Annotated in this window: 24 protein-coding genes; 22 read left to right on the top strand and 2 right to left on the bottom strand. The window is 39.0% G+C overall.

Annotated features, from left to right (window positions below):
- The first annotated feature begins 22 nt into the window (after window positions 1-22).
- The 18 genes from DWW91_RS11490 to DWW91_RS11590 all read left to right on the top strand — a co-directional run bounded on the left by DWW91_RS11490 (window position 23) and on the right by DWW91_RS11590 (window position 9,954).
- The gene (locus DWW91_RS11490) at window positions 23-673 is read left to right on the top strand and encodes a LamG domain-containing protein (protein ID WP_199722573.1); all 651 of its coding nucleotides are present in this window, start codon (window positions 23-25) and stop codon (window positions 671-673) included.
- A 136-nt stretch (window positions 674-809) separates the two neighbouring features.
- Complete coding sequence (locus tag DWW91_RS11495; RefSeq protein WP_158599442.1) at window positions 810-1,652, top strand: LamG-like jellyroll fold domain-containing protein; 843 nt, start codon at window positions 810-812, stop codon at window positions 1,650-1,652.
- Window positions 1,653-1,690: 38 nt separating this feature from the next.
- Window positions 1,691-2,254, top strand: coding sequence for a hypothetical protein (locus DWW91_RS11500; protein WP_122327802.1), 564 nt, complete (start codon window positions 1,691-1,693; stop codon window positions 2,252-2,254).
- Between the two features lie 6 nt (window positions 2,255-2,260).
- The gene (locus tag DWW91_RS11505; protein ID WP_147426548.1) at window positions 2,261-2,518 is read left to right on the top strand and encodes a hypothetical protein; all 258 of its coding nucleotides are present in this window, start codon (window positions 2,261-2,263) and stop codon (window positions 2,516-2,518) included.
- A gap of 14 nt (window positions 2,519-2,532) precedes the next feature.
- Window positions 2,533-2,799: a hypothetical protein gene (locus DWW91_RS11510; RefSeq protein WP_122327804.1), complete on the top strand. Its 267-nt coding sequence runs from the start codon at window positions 2,533-2,535 to the stop codon at window positions 2,797-2,799.
- Window positions 2,800-3,167: 368 nt separating this feature from the next.
- On the top strand, window positions 3,168-3,470 hold the full coding sequence (locus DWW91_RS11520) for a hypothetical protein (RefSeq protein ID WP_122327806.1): 303 nt from the start codon (window positions 3,168-3,170) through the stop codon (window positions 3,468-3,470).
- Between the two features lie 233 nt (window positions 3,471-3,703).
- Complete coding sequence (locus tag DWW91_RS11530) at window positions 3,704-3,967, top strand: hypothetical protein (RefSeq protein ID WP_122327808.1); 264 nt, start codon at window positions 3,704-3,706, stop codon at window positions 3,965-3,967.
- 4 nt (window positions 3,968-3,971) lie between these two features.
- Window positions 3,972-4,289, top strand: a complete 318-nt coding sequence (locus tag DWW91_RS11535; protein WP_147426549.1) for a hypothetical protein — start codon at window positions 3,972-3,974, stop codon at window positions 4,287-4,289.
- Window positions 4,290-4,313: 24 nt separating this feature from the next.
- A complete protein-coding gene (locus tag DWW91_RS27835; RefSeq protein WP_199722574.1) occupies window positions 4,314-4,490 on the top strand; it encodes a hypothetical protein in 177 nt (58 codons plus the stop codon).
- Complete coding sequence (locus tag DWW91_RS11540; RefSeq protein WP_122327810.1) at window positions 4,490-4,681, top strand: hypothetical protein; 192 nt, start codon at window positions 4,490-4,492, stop codon at window positions 4,679-4,681. Before DWW91_RS27835 ends, DWW91_RS11540 begins: the two co-directional genes overlap by 1 nt.
- A gap of 536 nt (window positions 4,682-5,217) precedes the next feature.
- Entirely contained in the window at window positions 5,218-5,412 is a 195-nt protein-coding gene (locus tag DWW91_RS27840) for a hypothetical protein (protein WP_122327813.1), read from the top strand.
- A gap of 16 nt (window positions 5,413-5,428) precedes the next feature.
- Window positions 5,429-6,013, top strand: coding sequence for a deaminase (locus DWW91_RS11560; RefSeq protein WP_199722575.1), 585 nt, complete (start codon window positions 5,429-5,431; stop codon window positions 6,011-6,013).
- On the top strand, window positions 5,985-6,662 hold the full coding sequence (locus tag DWW91_RS11565; protein WP_122327815.1) for an RNA ligase family protein: 678 nt from the start codon (window positions 5,985-5,987) through the stop codon (window positions 6,660-6,662). Before DWW91_RS11560 ends, DWW91_RS11565 begins: the two co-directional genes overlap by 29 nt.
- A 13-nt stretch (window positions 6,663-6,675) precedes the next feature.
- Window positions 6,676-7,128, top strand: coding sequence for a hypothetical protein (locus tag DWW91_RS11570; protein WP_122327816.1), 453 nt, complete (start codon window positions 6,676-6,678; stop codon window positions 7,126-7,128).
- 71 nt (window positions 7,129-7,199) lie between these two features.
- The gene (locus DWW91_RS11575; RefSeq protein ID WP_122327817.1) at window positions 7,200-7,547 is read left to right on the top strand and encodes a hypothetical protein; all 348 of its coding nucleotides are present in this window, start codon (window positions 7,200-7,202) and stop codon (window positions 7,545-7,547) included.
- Entirely contained in the window at window positions 7,531-7,956 is a 426-nt protein-coding gene (locus DWW91_RS11580) for a GTP pyrophosphokinase (protein WP_122327818.1), read from the top strand. Before DWW91_RS11575 ends, DWW91_RS11580 begins: the two co-directional genes overlap by 17 nt.
- A 7-nt stretch (window positions 7,957-7,963) precedes the next feature.
- A complete protein-coding gene (locus DWW91_RS11585; RefSeq protein WP_122327819.1) occupies window positions 7,964-8,260 on the top strand; it encodes a hypothetical protein in 297 nt (98 codons plus the stop codon).
- 368 nt (window positions 8,261-8,628) lie between these two features.
- Window positions 8,629-9,954 (top strand): PhoH family protein, encoded by a 1,326-nt coding sequence (locus DWW91_RS11590; RefSeq protein WP_007656311.1) that lies wholly within the window; start codon window positions 8,629-8,631, stop codon window positions 9,952-9,954.
- A gap of 78 nt (window positions 9,955-10,032) precedes the next feature.
- Here DWW91_RS11590 and DWW91_RS11595 read toward each other — a convergent pair whose 3' ends face one another.
- Together DWW91_RS11595 and DWW91_RS11600 are read right to left on the bottom strand one after the other, a co-directional pair.
- Complete coding sequence (locus tag DWW91_RS11595; protein ID WP_122327820.1) at window positions 10,033-11,142, bottom strand: family 20 glycosylhydrolase; 1,110 nt, start codon at window positions 11,140-11,142, stop codon at window positions 10,033-10,035.
- Window positions 11,143-11,444: 302 nt separating this feature from the next.
- Window positions 11,445-11,948 carry a GNAT family N-acetyltransferase gene (locus DWW91_RS11600; protein ID WP_122327821.1) on the bottom strand — a complete coding sequence of 168 codons (504 nt, stop codon included), beginning with the start codon at window positions 11,946-11,948 and terminating at the stop codon, window positions 11,445-11,447.
- A gap of 157 nt (window positions 11,949-12,105) precedes the next feature.
- Between DWW91_RS11600 and DWW91_RS11605 the strand changes: the two genes are divergently transcribed.
- The 4 genes from DWW91_RS11605 to DWW91_RS11620 are packed head-to-tail and all read left to right on the top strand — an operon-like array spanning window position 12,106 to window position 16,655.
- Window positions 12,106-12,696, top strand: coding sequence for a hypothetical protein (locus tag DWW91_RS11605; RefSeq protein WP_007656315.1), 591 nt, complete (start codon window positions 12,106-12,108; stop codon window positions 12,694-12,696).
- A gap of 1 nt (window position 12,697) precedes the next feature.
- Window positions 12,698-13,567, top strand: coding sequence for a DUF2764 domain-containing protein (locus DWW91_RS11610; RefSeq protein ID WP_007656316.1), 870 nt, complete (start codon window positions 12,698-12,700; stop codon window positions 13,565-13,567).
- 2 nt (window positions 13,568-13,569) lie between these two features.
- Entirely contained in the window at window positions 13,570-15,327 is a 1,758-nt protein-coding gene (locus tag DWW91_RS11615) for a V-type ATP synthase subunit A (RefSeq protein ID WP_007656317.1), read from the top strand.
- An 8-nt stretch (window positions 15,328-15,335) separates the two neighbouring features.
- Window positions 15,336-16,655 (top strand): V-type ATP synthase subunit B, encoded by a 1,320-nt coding sequence (locus tag DWW91_RS11620; protein ID WP_007656318.1) that lies wholly within the window; start codon window positions 15,336-15,338, stop codon window positions 16,653-16,655.
- Window positions 16,656-16,709 lie beyond the last annotated feature (54 nt).

Here is a 16,709-nt window from a genome sequence, read left to right on the forward strand (position 1 = left end):
GGTTGGCATGTTAAGAAGGAGAATGATGGGAAAGAAAAAGTTTAATGCACCAGGTGGTTTATTGCATCTTTGGCGGCTAGATGGGGATTTATTGGACGCTGTAGGAGGCGTAAACGGAACTGCTGACGGAGCGATTACGTATGAAACAGGCAAGTTTAACAAGAAATGTGCTAAGTTAGTTAATAGTGCCAACATTGTTGTAAACCTGGATCATACATTAAATAAATATACAATACAAGCATGGGTAAAATGCCTATCATTAGTAGATGGATCGGCTATAATATTTAGCAGGACGACAAGCGTTAATACGTATGGTTTTTATTTTGACATGTACGGCTCCCGTAATGCAATAGCTTTGGGAGCTACAGAGAATAATAATGGGCAAATAGGCTGGAATTGGGGTACATATACAAATTGGCAGTTATATACCTTTACATGTGATGGAAGTACTGCTAGATGCTATATTAATGGAGTTGAACAATCTGTAAAATTCACGTATGGAAGTTATAATCGATATCTGAAATTTAGGAGTAACACTCGAATTGGTCGTGACACATATAGTGCCTCTCGTAATATCAATGGCTATATACAGCAGGTAATGATATGGGATAAAGCCTTGTCTCAGGCAGAAATTAATAAGTATTACAACAACGGAAATGGTTTAGAATTATGAACAATAAATTAAAGAAATCATGAATAAAATGTTAATAAACCCTAATGGGGGGGGGGGGGGGGGTAGAATACTCTCTATATAAGGATGTTACGATCTCTGATCGAAAGAAAGGGGGTCTGAAATGTTAAGACGAAGAATGATGGGAAAAACAAAATGTACTCTAACAGTATACACTACCGCTTTCGCTCAAGTAGTAATTAACGGTACGACTATACAAGCTAATAGTTCAGGGTATGCTTATTTTCAATTAAAAAAAGGTACTTATTCATTTTCTGCATCAAAATCAGGATATACTAGTCGAGCTGGATCGGTTGTGGTGACTAGCAATCAAACATTATCAATAGTATTATCTGCAACGCCGATTAGTACAATATTTCTGATGCATTGTAACGGTGATTTAACGGATGAGTATGGTCATAAAGCTACAGCTTCTGGGGTTGCCCGATATGTTTCCGGAAAATTTGGACAAGCACTAAACCTGGATGGTAGTTGGCATGTACATTTTGATAATTCTGGCTTTGGAGATATTATTAGGGATGAATCATGGACCCTTGAATACTGGTTGTATCCAATTTCAAATAACTTATCTAATAAATATATAGTTTGTTCCTGGTATCAAGATCAATGGTCATTTGTAACATCTGCAGGTCCGAATGGGATAGCGCCTCATATGGAGGTTAGAGATGCAGAAGATGTAAGAGCCTATGGAGGTACTTGTAACAATAGATGGAACTTAAATCAGTGGAATCATATAGCTTTTGTTAAATATGGCATGACATATACTGTATACTGTAATGGTCGAGGAACCGACTATCCAATTACTTATAATAGAGGTAGAGAAGTACCCTATTTTGATATCGGTTATAAAGCTGATACGGGTAGAAATGAAGGTGGGTTCTATATAGATGAAATTAGAATAAGTAAAGGAGCACGTTACACATCAAACTTTACACCGCCTAGCAGCCAATTTAGTTCTTAAATAGAATCTAACAAAATCAATAAATTAAATATAGCAAAATGAATGACGATTTAAATCAAAGTCTTCTGGAGGCTTTAAAAAAGACTTTACCTGAGATGCAGGTAAAAGCAGTTGAAGAACGTTTGAAAGAATATGATGGTCTGAAAAAGAAATTAAATGAATCGGAACAATTAGTGAAGTATTACGGACAAACATTGACAGAGAAAGATAATGAAATTGAAAAACTTCATACAGAATGTGACGGATTATCTGAATCTCTTAGGGTATTTCAAAAAAGAGAGGGACAACTTAAAGCGCGTGAATTAGATTGTGAAGCAAAGGAGCGTAATTGGGAAATGGAGAAGCTGCAAATTAAACTAGAAGCTTCTCAGGAACTAAATAAAAACATGTTCAATCTTACTTCTCAGGTATTTCAGTCACCAGTATATCAATCAACTCAATCAGGTATGATGACTGTGAGAAATAGTTATAATGGTTATGATCAGGTTCCATTTAATCAAATATCCAGAGTAGAAGTTGTTCCTCCTGCTGGTCACAAACATTGTATGGATGGGAATAACTCTACAAAAACTCAAGGTTGTACAGGTAATGTTATGCCCTAATTACCTATGCCAAAAATAGAAGAAGGTACAATCTTCTCCAGTGCTTCAATGAGATTTGAGGTACGTATGGAGATTGTATTCTTATATGATTTAAATGATTATGCCAGGATTGAATGTACAAAGAAAACAAATGAGGGATTTAAAACCTGGGGTGAAGATTGGACTTATTTTGCTTTAAAAGAAGGATTCAAATCCAGGGATTTAAGGAAGTTAAAGTTTAAAGACTATCCCATTACTTACAAAGAAAGACAAAATCAACGATAGTATTCCTTAAAATCATGAGCATAAAAAGTAACAAAGCAAAGTATCTAATTGAAAATGAAGGTGTACCTACTAGTGGAGGACTGTTAAAATCTCAAATGAATAAGACTGCAGTTGTCAAGGTAGTTGAAATTACAGAAGAGGAAATGAAACAGAAAGCTATTGAAACCCATCGTAAATCTTGCCCTCACTGGAATAGTTGCAAAGACCGGGTGTCTCATACTGATTGTCAAGTCGAATGTGAGTATCAGAGATTATTTATCAAGTTATGGGAGAATACATAAAAGAGATACAAATTCAAGTACTCGTCTGTTGCTATGAATCACTGCAGGTCGGGTCCTATGCTACAGCAGAGAAAACAAAAATGGTCAATGAGGAAGGATTAAAAAAGCTTATTAATAGAACATTAACGGATGCGCTTATTAAACAGGGACTTCACCCTTCAGAAGTAAACGCTTTCGTAATGGAGAGTGTTCACGATGAAATTACTTAGTAAATAAATAGAGATGAGAAGTATATGTGCATTTGCTTGCTTCCTTTTATGGGCTATCCTTACTTTTATATTATCAATAACCGTTATTGGATTGACAATAAGCGGAAGTAAAGAATGGCAGAAAATGGGTGATAAAATAATTGAAAAACTTTAAAAAACATGAGCAAAAGTAAAGAATATAAAGCGATTAAAAATTATATCCACAATGATCTAGGTATTTCTAAACAAATACTTATAGATATAATCAAAGAAGAAGTAAGAAAAATTGTCATAGAAGTGATGAAAAGCACCTATGGAGCTAATAATGTTGAATCCATCGTCAAACAGGCTTTACGCCAGGAAATACTTGGAAACAGAAGTGAAGTAGGTTGGGCCTTTGAAATAGCAGTAAGAGAAATGATGCAAGAAATTGTGAAATCAGAATTTAAAATATCTATCGTACATAACGATATAACTAAATAGAATATGAATACTAGAGAATTAGAAAGACACTCTCTCCCATTAAATAAGATATATGAAGATATAGAGAATGCAAATGGACGAAACGAGTATAAGATATTTTATCCTCACTTCGTTTATTTCTCCGACGCTTGTAAACTTGAACTTATAAGACAAGGGTTTAAAGTCTATCAGGGAGAATGGATGCATGGTGATCAGGGATTGATAATAGAATGGTAGCTAATAATTAAAAAATCATGAATTCAAAAGATATAATAGAGTGCAATGCTTGCCATGTATGCGATGGAGAGTTATATGAGGGTTGGCGAGTAGGATGTGACGATCTCGTATTCAGAGCTGGAGCCGAGGAAGCCGTAAAGGTCAAAGAGGAAGAAATGATATTAAAGGCTATTGAAGCCTTCAAATTTGCTACCAACGGTTACTTTATTATCGGTGGAACTGACTACTCGGCCAATAGACTGAAAGAATTTATTGAAAGACTGAATTCTAAAAATGAATAAAATTATGAACGTAAAAACAGCAGAAATAAATACTAGTAAGACTGAAAGAGGTCTTTTCATCAGTTTCTTAAGTACGGAAAACTTGAGATGTGGAGACTTTTTAGAAATAAAAGTAGAAGATTCTCTGTATCCATTTGAAGTTGTTTATATCAGTGTCATGAATAACTTGTTGATCATTAGGGCAAAAGAAACAGGATATTTTGCACAGCAATTAAACAAGAAAAAAGATTTAGACCTAAGAAATTTGATTAATGCAGAGATATTTATTATCACTGACGAAGTTAGAATCAGGGAAATAAAAAAACAATCAAGCTGGTGCTAATTTATAAACTAAATATATTTAAGCATGAATCTAATTGATGCATTTGTGAACAAAGTTTTGTCTGGAGTTTATGAACAGTATGGTAAATTCTGGGTGAAAGTCTCCTATACAGATATGGGAGGGAGTGGTGAAACAACCCTAATGTTCGATAATCCAAGTGAAGCTATTGATGTTAAAGAAGGATATAAGTTTCAACATTAATGAAACAGATATACAAACAAAGAATGACTGAATGTGGAAAAGAAGAGGAAGAAACTCTTTTGATGGGACCTGATGGAACAGGCAGTATTGTAATTCAAAGAGGTGAACATACAATACGCATTGTGTCCTGGGAAATTAAAGTACTAAAAAGTTTTCTTGATAATATAATGTGCAAAGAACGTGATACTTGATCGAATTTTATGAAATGTTACACTGAAAGACTCGTTGATAGTCGTACAAAGATTGTACTTAGCGAAAGTATCATTTGGTACCATTATATAATGTATAGGAAAATACCATATAGAAATTGGTTAGGAAGACGTAAATACCATTGGCGAGTAGTAGCAGAAGTTATAGCTGAACGAGTGATAAAAGATATAAACGATAATAAGAAAAACTTCAACAATGACTCTTGTGGTGATCTTTTGTTGGCTCGGTTGAGAAAAAAAGCAATTAACAATATGAAAGATAGGAGAATAGCAGTTAAAGAACGGAATTTATTAAATCCTAAATTATGGTAGATTAAATTATTAAACAAAATGAGTGACAGTAAGTCGAGTACAGGTGGTATATCTTTCTTGGGGTTATTAACCATCGTTTTTATTACATTGAAATTAACCAAGGTGATTGCTTGGTCTTGGTGGTGGGTACTATGTCCTTTGTGGGGACCACTAGCTTTAGTTCTAATTGTTCTATTTATCGGTTTTATATTTGCTATAAATAAATCGTGAAAGTAGTATTTACCTGTTTTTGGGGTTCCAGGGATAATAAAAAAGAACCCGCATATACAGTGAGAGAGCAAGCTAATGAGTTGTTTTCAGTCTATCAAGGTAGTATTCCTCTAAAAAAGGACATATCTAATCAAGCGATAGCAATTAATATTATTATGAATAAGATGGGAGTCTGGGAAAATGTTAAATGATAAGTTCTTTTTAGACATGGCTTCCAGATTAGCTGAAGAAAGCCATTGTGTATCCTTACATGTAGGAGCAGTTATTGTTAGAGATAAACGAATTATCTCGATGGGGTATAACGGATCTCCAGAAGGTTTACCAAATTGTGATGAGCAATTGGCGAAAGGTATATTTACAAGAGAAGAACATCATTCTTGGTCTTTAGTAAATGAAATACATGCAGAGATGAATGCTCTTATGTATGCTGCTAAGTGTGGTATATCCGTTTTGGATTGCACAATCTATGTTACTCATAAGCCTTGTTATGAATGTATGAAGAACATTTCTCAGTCAGGTATTAAACGAGTTGTATATCTACATGATTATAAGTATTCTGATATACCTGAAGGTAGTAGTAAGTATATGGGTATTTCTGTAGAGAGGTTTGATCCTTCCAGAATTGAAAATGATGGAATCAGAAAGCAATTATCAAACCTTCAAATGATGTACAATGCTAATTTGAGAGTTGGAAGAGGTATTACTTGTCAAAAAATAAGTAAGGAGATAGATGAATTACTAGACAAATTAAAAATAGAAGAAAATGGATCACAAAGATTATCAGAAGATTAATACCATTTACAAGAGAGATCAGAAGACAAATAAATTACTTATTGGAGATTGGAGTCTTCCTGAATTTGAATATTTGAAAGATTGTAAATGGAGAGCAGAAGAAAAGATAGATGGTACAAATATCCAGATTAGGTTTAACGGACAAAGTGTTGAAATTGGTGGTCGAACAGTAAATGCTAATATTCCTACGTTTTTGTTGAATAAACTACAAGAGATATTTACAGCCGCAAAACTTCAATCATGTTTTCCTCCAGAATCAGAAGAAAAAAGCAAGTTGTACTATACTAATGTTATTTTATACGGAGAAGGGTACGGTGCTAAGATTCAAAAGGGTGGAGATCGATATATTAAAAATGATATTAACTTTATACTTTTTGATGTAAGAATTGATCGATGGTGGCTAAAACGTGATGCAGTAGAACAAATAGCTTCAGCATTAGGAATAAAAGTAGTTCCGGTCATTGGATATATGAGCATTCCGGAAGCAGAAGAATACGTTCGCAATGGCTTTATCTCTCAAATTGCTGAAGATCTAACATTTGAAGCTGAAGGGTTAGTCTTGAAAACTGATTTGGGATTACTAGATAGGAGTGGTCAGAGAATAATAACAAAGATCAAGACTAGAGATTTTCAAAATTTAAACAATTAAACAAAAACACATAATGAAAAGAATATCTGAAATTAAAAAACTTTTGAATATGAGTTATTTTGATGTAGAAGAAGCCCCGTATGTCATAATGTTCTTAAAAGAAATAGGATTCAAGCAAGCAGAAAGGTATGTCTACACAGAACCAACGATTTCAAATAAAAGGGCAAACATATGGTATTATCGAGCCACTGATTTCTTCTCTTATTGTATTGAACATAGTATAGGAAGCATGTTTTCGGCTGAAACAGCAATGTCTATGGCTATTGAGGATTATAAGTACCAAGTGAATGAACTTAAAAGTAATTCAAACTCACAGAAGCAGATTGATAACGATAAAGGAACGTTATATGGCTTTTTGGTTGCATCATTTCTGACTGAAGCATCTATGGGGGATATTTTGAAAGCTGCTAAACCAGAAGATGCCGAAATTATTAGACAGATACTTAAAAGAGTCTTGGAAGGATGAAATAAAACAGATATAAGGTAGGCATTTGCGAAAAGAGTGCTTACCTTTGTTAAAGCATAAAAAGTCTAAAAATGGATAATGATTGGGTTAAGCCTGGTGCTAGAGTTTATTTAAAAAGTTATAGCAATTGGATCAGAAGTGGATACACTACTATCACCGAATTAGATGGAAATATAGTGTATTTGCAGAGAGACCTAAGAATCAAAGTTAACGCAATCACTTTAAACGGTAACTTTCTTGAGTTCGATAATATCTGTCGTATTTATAAAGCTAAAGAAGAATTGGAACAAGAGAGGAATCAAAAAATGAGTTACAACAAAAAGCGTCAGATCATCAAAGAAAATCTAAATATTCTATCTGATGAAGAAATAGAACTAATTTATAATATTGTAAAGAAGAATTATGAATTACTTAGATAAGGCCATACAAATAGCAACAATTGTTCATTCGAATCAAGTTGATAAAGCTGGGAAACCATATATACTACATCCTTTAAGAGTGATGTTTAAAATGGATACGGAGACTGAGATGATCGTAGCAGTCTTACATGATATAATGGAAGATTGTAAGGGCATAACAGCATATTATTTAGAAAAAGAAGGATTTGCTGAAGATATAGTAAACACCTTGATTGTACTTAATAGACATAATTATCTGGATTACGATGCTTATATCTATGAAGTAGCAAAGAACCCTATTGCCCGTAAAGTGAAGATGGCAGACATTGTGGACAATATTAATGTACTTCGACTTGATTCAGTTGAAGAAAAGGATCTTCAGAGAATCAAAAAGTATCATTTGGCATATAACTGTTTAAAAAATAACTAATTAGAATATGACTTCAAGTAAGATCTTCAAAAAAGAAAATGGTGATAAGTATGAGGTAAAAATAAGCTTATCAACTGATAGTTATTCTGATGGATTCTATTGGAATATTAGAATTTACTTTTGTCCTGCTGGTAAAAGGAAATATATTTACCTCGATTGTCAAGATGATTGGAAATATAGAGAATTGGATCTTGATGCTAGAGATAAGTATTATAAAGACTTTTTATTGACTCATGTCCCAGCTGAATGGATTTTAGAGGTCCAACAAGATATCTTAAATAAGTTAAGTAAGCCTATTGTATAACTCAATATAAAATATATACTCCGACGTTTCCTGTTGGACAATATGCGAATTAAGTAGCGAGCAATCCGGTTCTGGGGAAATGACGTTGTCTGATAACCAGACTAGGGGTATAATATGGAGAGGGTGCTAGAAATAGTATCCTCTTTTTTTATTCGATTCATTATTACCCAAAAAAGATTTTGTTTTGAACATTGCTAATTCATATAATAATGTATCTTTGTAATGAAGCCATATGATAAAGATAGGGAAATTGAATTTATATGGACTTGTTTGCCGAATATTGACCGAAATAGTGATTTTGAATCTTTTCGGCAAACATTGCTAAACTTAAAGTGTTGATTGTTATACTTTTATTAAATCGAAAGATCATGGGAGCAAAGAAGAATTTTGTATTGGATACCAACGTTATCTTGCATGATTACAAGTGTATCGAAAATTTTCAGGAGAATGATATCTATCTTCCTATCGTCGTGTTGGAAGAGTTGGATAAATTTAAAAAGGGGAGCGACCAGATTAATTATAATGCCCGTGAATTTGTGCGCGAGCTGGATCTGATGACCAGTAACGATCTCTTTTTGAAAGGTGCCTCGTTGGGACCGGGGTTGGGAACATTACATGTCGTAACAGGTGACAAATACCAGGAAAAGATAGCTTTGTCTTTCCCGGACAGGACGCCTGACCACCGTATCTTATCTTGCACGCTTTCCGTTGCAGAAAAGACACCTAAGATGCAGACTATCCTGGTTACGAAGGATGTCAACCTGCGTATGAAAGCCCGTGCATTGGGTATTCAGGTGGAAGACTACATCACGGATAAGGTAATCAATGTCGATATCTTTGAACGTGCTCAGGATACCTACGAAAATATCGATCCTGATCTGATCGATAAGATCTATTCAACCCCTGACGGACTGGATGCGGATTTGTTCGAATTCAAATCTAAACTCGAACCGAACGAATGCTTTATATTGAAGAGTATACGGGCTTCTGTTTTAGCTCGTTATAATCCGTTTACGGGAAAGATAAAGAAGGTAGAAAAGAGTTCTAATTATGGTATTCAACCCCGTAATGCGGAACAAAGTTTTGCTTTTGAAATTTTGAATGATCCGGACGTGAAACTGGTTGGACTGACGGGTAAAGCCGGGACAGGTAAGACCTTGCTGGCACTGGCTGCCGCACTTAAACAAGCCGGACTTTATAAGCAAATCCTGCTGGCTCGTCCGATTGTGGCGTTGGCAAATAAGGATATCGGATTCCTGCCGGGAGACGAAAAACAGAAAGTAGCTCCTTATATGCAGCCTCTGTTCGATAATCTGAACGTGATAAAGAACCAGTTCGCTCCCGGAAGCCAGGATGTCCGTAAAATAGATGATTTACAAAAGAATAATCAGTTGGTCATCGAGGCATTGGCCTTTATTCGCGGACGTAGTTTGTCGGAAACTTTCTGTATCATTGATGAAGCCCAGAATCTGACTCCACATGAGATCAAAACGATCATCACCCGTGCCGGAGAAGGAACAAAGATGGTATTTACAGGTGATATCCAGCAGATCGACTCGCCGTATCTGGATGCCCAAAGTAATGGTCTGGCCTATATGGTCGACAAGATGAAAGGGCAGGAGTTGTTTGCCCATATCAACCTGATCAAGGGTGAACGAAGCCAGTTGTCTGAGTTGGCTTCGGATCTGTTATAAGAGTATTATAAAATAAAGAATATCCGTGTATGTGAGAATGCTCAGTACACGGATATTTATTTTCTATGAGGATTTCTTTTATTTGCTCATCGACTTATAGGCGCTAATCAGTTTTTTGATAGTGACCACATCCGATACATCCTGCTGCTCACTTTCCGGTTTGTAATAGTTTTCCAGAAAACCGTCGGCGCCTGACCATACAGTCTCAATAATACCCTGGAAACGGTTGCTCATTTGAGAACCGGATTGCTGGCGGAAACGTTTCATATCATCCAATTGTTTGAGGGCAACTTCCGGTTTTCGCCAGGGACAAGTGGCAACGTCAAATCCTTTCATGGCAAAATAGACAGCCGTTTGTTCCGGACGTTCGTAATGCCAGTCGCAAATGAAAACTTCTTTCGGGATAAGGTCGATGGCACGATACGTATTGTTCATACTAGCTTCCCAGGCTCCGATACCGGTTGTTTTGCCATCTATCAGGCGATCGCCCCATATCATTAACCGTTTTCCCTGCTGAGCTAAGTGATTTTGTATTTTGGTTACCTCTCCGGCATATAATTCTGCTTTATCGCGTCCGCTGCAACGAGGACATTTATCATCTCCGATATAGAAAACTTCATCCATACCGGCATGAAACAGATCGGTTTCAAATGCGTCCGTCAGTTCGTCGACCAAAGCGAATACAACTTTATGCACATCGGGGTGAAGAGGGCAGTAACTTTTGCAATATAAACCGTCCGGGTTAGGCCATCCGGTATAGTTTTTCGTATCTACATGCGGTGTTTCATCAAATTCCGGATATTCGCGGAGCAGGGCATAAGTTGTTTCTGCCCATGACTGATGACCGAGCAGGTTTATCTGCGGTGCTATCCGTATGTTATGTTTCCGGCAGGTGGCAACGATTCGTTTTACATCCTGAAGGGTAAGCGGATTGGGATCACGCAGTTCCGGATGAGACTCATAAGCATAATTCCAGTCAACCCGGAGAATGAGCAGGTTGAAATGTCCGGGAGCAAGTTCTTCTTCGATAAACTTCAGGAAAACATCCATTTTCTGCACAGACGGGGCTGCTATTGCCAATCCTCTGACAGGAAGGATACTGTCCAGCCTGTTTACATTTGTTTGTGCAAAAATGCCGTTAGTTGTTATACAAATCAAAAGGCATGCGATCGTGATGAAGTGTTTCATGGAATTCAAGTATTAAATTGTAATGTAAATATGATTTGTAACTAATTATAATTTAGCATATTCCAAAGATAACTATTTTGAATTTAACACACAATTATTCCCCTTGAAAAAAGATAGGACTTTTGATTTTAAAAGTCCCTTATTTTAAAGTTAAAGGTCCTGTCTTAACATTTGTAAAGTCCTATGCTTTTTTTCAGGAAGTTATTTTTTCGATTGTTCATACTATATTGGCTTGCCGGAGAGGTTTGGAAGCCGTAATGGAGTTAAAGGAAATAAAGTTTACTTACTAAGTAAGTTTTTCTTTAATTTGCCACTTCCATCCGCATAATATAATCATTCATATAATAACCGTTCCCAATGTGAAAATCGCGTGTCGCATGTTCATGGAATCCCATGTGTTTATAGAAACCGACAGCCGGATTCTCGCGGTTCACATTCAGTTCAACGGTAAACGGTCCCGGATGGATCGTCTTCAGGTAAGCAACTCCCTGTTCGATGATAAAACGTCCGATGCCAGAACCATGTAAAGAAGGAAGCGAATAGATTTTTTGGAACTCATACAAGTCTTTCTCAACTGTTTCGATAGACAGGTATCCGGAAGGTTCTCCGTCCTTGTAAATGATAAAGAACTCGTGATGAAGTTCATTCATCTGGTTAAGAATACTTTCCGGGGCATACATCATCTCAAACATATAGTCGAGTTGCTCACGGGAGAGGATAGAACCATAAGTCGGCTCCCATATTTGGGATGCCAAGTTTCTGATTAGCAGACAGTCGTCTGTAGTAGCTTTTCTAATTGAGAACATATAATGCGATTTTTAGACCAACAAAATTAGAAATTAATTTATAGTGTTTCATTTTTTAGATTGATTTTGCATTTATTTCAGCATTTATTCACGAAAAATAATAACTTTGTGGGCGTTTAATATCTGAGAGAAATACAACTTAATAAATATATTTAAAATGGATACAAAGATTCAGGAACTGACCGACAAGATCTACAAAGAAGGAGTAGAGAAGGGGAACGAAGAAGCCGGACGGATCATTGCCGATGCAAATGCTCAGAAACAAGCGATTGTCAGCGAAGCGGAAGCAGAAGCAAAACGTATTGTTGCAGCGGCACAAAAACAGGCTGCCGAGCTGAAGAAAAATACAGAAGCCGAATTGAAGCTGTTCGCTACCCAGGCCGTAGAAGCGCTGAAGAGCGAAGTTGTGAACCTTATAACCGGAAAGATTACTTCCTCGAATGTAAAAGCGATCGTTTCTGATACCGCTTTCATGCAGAAAGTTATTCTGGAAATGGCTAAAGAATGGGCTAAGAAAGAAGCGATCACGATCCAGACTGCCGATGCGGACGCATTGACCAAGTATTTCGAGGCAAATGCCAAATCTTTGCTGGACGGCGGCGTAAAGATCGAGAAAGTAAGCGGAAAGAATGCCGGCTTTACGATTGTTCCTGCCGACGGTTCTTATAAAGTAAGTTTCGGGGAAGACGAATTTGTTGCATTCTTCAAAGAATTCCTGCGTCCCGGGCTGGTAGAAATGTTGTTCTGATATGAGTAAATACTACTGTCTGATTGCCGGACTCCCTAATATATCATTGGATGATAGTAAACTGACCTATTCCGTTTCTGAATTCAGAAAGGAACTGGACGGTATTCTTACGTCTTGTGATAAGAAGTTGGTAGACTTGTTTTTCCTCAAATTCGATAATAAGAACCTGCTGGCTTTCTCACAGCGGCCGGATAGCGACCCGGACGAGAAGGGAAGTATTACATACGATGAGTACAAAAGTCTGTTTGATGCTTTGAAGGATGGTGAAAAGCCACCGAAGAACAAACGGATCCCTCCTTATTTCATCGAGTTCTTCAAACTGTATCTGGATAGCCTGAAAAAAGAGGAAAAACAGACGATCTCCTGGGAAGACCGCCTGGCAGCCCTTTATTACGACTATGCAATGAAGTGTAGCAACGGTTTTATCCGTAACTGGTTTGAACTGAACCTCAATATCAATAACATGCTGACCGCTATTACCTGCCGTAAGTATGGATTTGATAAAGCAGACTATATAGTGGGACACAACGAGGTAGCCGAAGCTATCCGTACTTCCAATGCCCGTGACTTCGGATTGGGAGATACGGTGGACTATCTGCCCGACCTGCAACGCATTGCCGAAGAACCGGACCTGATGGCCCGCGAAAAGAAAGTGGATTTGCTGAAATGGAAATGGCTGGACGATAATACGTTCTTCAAGACTTTCGATATAGAAAGTGTGTTCGCCTACTTGCTGAAGCTGGAAATGATCGAACGCTGGGTTACCTTGGATAAGGTGACGGGCGAGAAGACCTTCCGCGAAATAGTAGGAGCAATGAAGCATGGTAGTGAGAATGCGTTGGAAGAATTTAAAAGAAACAATAATAAATAATTATGGCTACGAAAGGAATTGTAAAAGGAATCGTATCCAACCTGGTGACCGTAGAGGTGGATGGGCCGGTTTCTCAAAATGAAATCTGTTACATTTCCGTAGGAGGCGTGAAGCTGATGGCGGAGGTTATTAAAGTAATAGGGAAGGATGCCTTTGTTCAGGTATTTGAAAGTACACGTGGGATGCGTGTAGGTGACGAAGCCGAGTTTGAAGGGCACATGCTTGAAGTAACATTGGGGCCGGGTATGCTGTCGCGTAACTACGACGGTTTGCAGAATGACCTGGATAAAATGGACGGCGTGTTCCTGAAACGTGGTGAATATACATTTGCACTGGATAACGATAAACTGTGGGACTTCAAACCGCTGGCGAAAGTGGGTGATCAGGTGGCCGCAGGTGACTGGTTGGGCGAAGTGGATGAAAACTTCCAGCCGCACAAGATCATGGTGCCTTTCACGTTTAAAGGAACTTATACTGTAAAGAGCCTGGTGGAAGCCGGACAATATACCATTAATCAGACGATTGCCGTTCTGACTGACGAAGATGGTAAGGATATCGATGTGAATATGATACAGCGTTGGCCGGTAAAGAGAGCCATCACTTGTTACAAAGAAAAACCGCGTCCATACAAACTGTTGGAAACAGGTGTTCGTACCATCGATACGGTAAACCCGATCGTAGAAGGCGGTACGGGATTTATCCCCGGTCCGTTCGGTACGGGTAAGACCGTGCTTCAGCACGCTATCTCCAAACAGGCCGAAGCCGATATCGTTATTATCGCTGCCTGCGGTGAACGTGCGAATGAGGTTGTGGAAATCTTTACCGAGTTCCCCGAACTGATCGACCCGCATACAGGACGTAAGCTGATGGAACGTACCATCATTATCGCCAATACTTCAAACATGCCTGTGGCTGCCCGTGAAGCATCTGTATATACCGCCATGACATTGGCAGAATATTACCGTAGCATGGGATTGAAGGTATTGTTGATGGCGGACTCTACTTCCCGTTGGGCACAGGCGTTGCGTGAGATGTCCAACCGTTTGGAAGAACTTCCCGGACCGGATGCGTTCCCGATGGACTTGTCTGCTATCGTGGCTAACTTCTATGCCCGTGCAGGTTTCGTTGAATTGAACAATGGAAAGACAGGTTCGGTAACCTTTATCGGTACGGTATCGCCCGCCGGTGGTAACCTGAAGGAACCGGTAACGGAAAATACGAAGAAGGTTGCCCGCTGTTTCTACGCTTTGGAGCAGGAACGTGCCGACCGCAAACGTTATCCGGCTGTGAACCCGATCGACAGTTATTCGAAATATCTGGAATATCCCGAATTCCAGGAATATATCGCCAAACATATCTCTCCGGAATGGATCGACAAGGTGAACGAGATCAAGACCCGTATGTTGCGTGGTAAGGAAATCGCTGAGCAGATCAACATCCTGGGTGATGACGGTGTACCGGTGGAATACCATGTTACTTTCTGGAAGTCAGAATTGATCGACTTCGTGATCCTGCAACAGGATGCTTTCGATGCGATCGATGCCGTGACACCGCTGGCTCGTCAGGAATTTATGCTGGATAAGGTGGTGAAGATCTGTCATGCGGAATTCCGTTTCGACACCTTCCTTGAAGTAATGGAATATTTCAAACAGATGATCAACGTCTTCAAACAGATGAACTATTCCGAATACGAAAGCGACCAGTTTAAGAAGTTCAACGATCAACTTGACGCCCTGCTCGCAGAGCGCATGGAAAAATAACAGAACGTATGGCAACAAAAGCATTTCAAAAAATATATACGAAGATTACCCAGATCACGAAAGCTACCTGTTCGCTGAAAGCAACGGGAGTTGGGTATGACGAGCTGGCTTCCGTAGACGGCAAGTTGGCACAGGTGGTGAAGATCATCGGCGACGAGGTTACGTTGCAGGTGTTCTCCGGTACGGAAGGTATCCGTACGAATGCCGAAGTAGTATTCATGGGCAAGGCGCCTACGCTGAAAGTAGGTGACCAGTTGGCCGGACGTTTCTTTAACGCGTATGGTGATCCGATCGACGGTGGCCCTATCCCTGAAGGAACGGAAGTGGAGATCGGCGGTCCGTCGGTAAACCCGGTGCGTCGTAAACAGCCGTCTGAACTGATCGCTACAGGTATTGCCGGTATCGACCTGAACAACACGTTGGTAACCGGTCAGAAGATACCGTTCTTCGCTGACCCTGATCAGCCTTTCAACCAGGTAATGGCAATGGTAGCCCTGCGTGCCCAATCGGATAAGATCATCCTCGGTGGTATGGGTATGACCAACGACGACTACCTGTTCTTTAAAAATACATTTAGCAACGCCGGCGCACTTGACCGTATCGTGAGCTTTATCAATACAACCGAAGACCCGTCCGTAGAACGTATCCTTATTCCGGATATGGCACTTTGTGCGGCTGAATACTTCGCTGTACAGAAGAACGAAAAGGTATTGGTACTGTTGACTGACATGACCAACTATGCGGATGCTCTGGCAATCGTATCGAACCGTATGGATCAGATTCCTTCGAAGGACTCTATGCCGGGTTCGTTGTATTCCGATTTGGCAAAGATTTACGAAAAAGCAGTACAGTTCCCTGCCGGCGGTTCTATCACTATTATTGCGGTAACAACCCTGTCGGGTGGCGATATTACGCACGCTGTGCCTGATAATACCGGTTATATCACCGAAGGTCAGTTATACCTGCGCCGCGATAGTGATGTCGGTAAGGTTATCGTCGATCCGTTCCGAAGCTTGTCACGTTTGAAACAGCTGGTAACAGGAAAGAAGACACGCGAAGACCACCCGCAGGTGATGAACGCCGCCGTTCGTCTGTATGCCGATGCTGCCAACGCAAAGACGAAGATGGAGAACGGTTTCGACCTGACAGACTACGACAACCGTACGCTTTCTTTTGCAAAGGATTATTCAGAAAAGCTATTGGCTATTGACGTTAACCTCGACACAACCGAAATGCTCGATGTGGCATGGGGTTTGTTCGGCGAATACTTCAAGCCGGCTGAAGTGAATATCAAGCAAGAGTTGGTAGACAAATACTGGAAGAAATAAGGAGGTCTTATGACCGTCCCATTCGGATGAAAATATAATTTCTTTCGAGAGAAA

Source organism: Parabacteroides sp. AF17-3, assembly GCF_003635445.1.
Classification (GTDB): Bacteria; Bacteroidota; Bacteroidia; order Bacteroidales; family Tannerellaceae; genus Parabacteroides; species Parabacteroides goldsteinii.

Coding starts and splice junctions, on each gene's coding strand:
- DWW91_RS11490 (WP_199722573.1), top strand. CDS start 23: ATGATGGGAAAGAAAAAGTTTAATGCACCAGGTGGTTTATTGCATCTT.
- DWW91_RS11560 (WP_199722575.1), top strand. CDS start 5,429: ATGGCTTCCAGATTAGCTGAAGAAAGCCATTGTGTATCCTTACATGTA.
- DWW91_RS11595 (WP_122327820.1), bottom strand. CDS start 11,142: ATGAAACACTTCATCACGATCGCATGCCTTTTGATTTGTATAACAACT.
- DWW91_RS11495 (WP_158599442.1), top strand. CDS start 810: ATGATGGGAAAAACAAAATGTACTCTAACAGTATACACTACCGCTTTC.
- DWW91_RS11605 (WP_007656315.1), top strand. CDS start 12,106: ATGGATACAAAGATTCAGGAACTGACCGACAAGATCTACAAAGAAGGA.
- DWW91_RS11600 (WP_122327821.1), bottom strand. CDS start 11,948: ATGTTCTCAATTAGAAAAGCTACTACAGACGACTGTCTGCTAATCAGA.
- DWW91_RS11565 (WP_122327815.1), top strand. CDS start 5,985: ATGGATCACAAAGATTATCAGAAGATTAATACCATTTACAAGAGAGAT.
- DWW91_RS11500 (WP_122327802.1), top strand. CDS start 1,691: ATGAATGACGATTTAAATCAAAGTCTTCTGGAGGCTTTAAAAAAGACT.
- DWW91_RS11540 (WP_122327810.1), top strand. CDS start 4,490: ATGAAACAGATATACAAACAAAGAATGACTGAATGTGGAAAAGAAGAG.
- DWW91_RS11530 (WP_122327808.1), top strand. CDS start 3,704: ATGAATTCAAAAGATATAATAGAGTGCAATGCTTGCCATGTATGCGAT.
- DWW91_RS11615 (WP_007656317.1), top strand. CDS start 13,570: ATGGCTACGAAAGGAATTGTAAAAGGAATCGTATCCAACCTGGTGACC.
- DWW91_RS11580 (WP_122327818.1), top strand. CDS start 7,531: ATGAATTACTTAGATAAGGCCATACAAATAGCAACAATTGTTCATTCG.
- DWW91_RS11505 (WP_147426548.1), top strand. CDS start 2,261: ATGCCAAAAATAGAAGAAGGTACAATCTTCTCCAGTGCTTCAATGAGA.
- DWW91_RS11620 (WP_007656318.1), top strand. CDS start 15,336: ATGGCAACAAAAGCATTTCAAAAAATATATACGAAGATTACCCAGATC.
- DWW91_RS11585 (WP_122327819.1), top strand. CDS start 7,964: ATGACTTCAAGTAAGATCTTCAAAAAAGAAAATGGTGATAAGTATGAG.
- DWW91_RS11510 (WP_122327804.1), top strand. CDS start 2,533: ATGAGCATAAAAAGTAACAAAGCAAAGTATCTAATTGAAAATGAAGGT.
- DWW91_RS11610 (WP_007656316.1), top strand. CDS start 12,698: ATGAGTAAATACTACTGTCTGATTGCCGGACTCCCTAATATATCATTG.
- DWW91_RS11520 (WP_122327806.1), top strand. CDS start 3,168: ATGAGCAAAAGTAAAGAATATAAAGCGATTAAAAATTATATCCACAAT.
- DWW91_RS11570 (WP_122327816.1), top strand. CDS start 6,676: ATGAAAAGAATATCTGAAATTAAAAAACTTTTGAATATGAGTTATTTT.
- DWW91_RS27835 (WP_199722574.1), top strand. CDS start 4,314: ATGAATCTAATTGATGCATTTGTGAACAAAGTTTTGTCTGGAGTTTAT.
- DWW91_RS11590 (WP_007656311.1), top strand. CDS start 8,629: ATGGGAGCAAAGAAGAATTTTGTATTGGATACCAACGTTATCTTGCAT.
- DWW91_RS11535 (WP_147426549.1), top strand. CDS start 3,972: ATGAACGTAAAAACAGCAGAAATAAATACTAGTAAGACTGAAAGAGGT.
- DWW91_RS11575 (WP_122327817.1), top strand. CDS start 7,200: ATGGATAATGATTGGGTTAAGCCTGGTGCTAGAGTTTATTTAAAAAGT.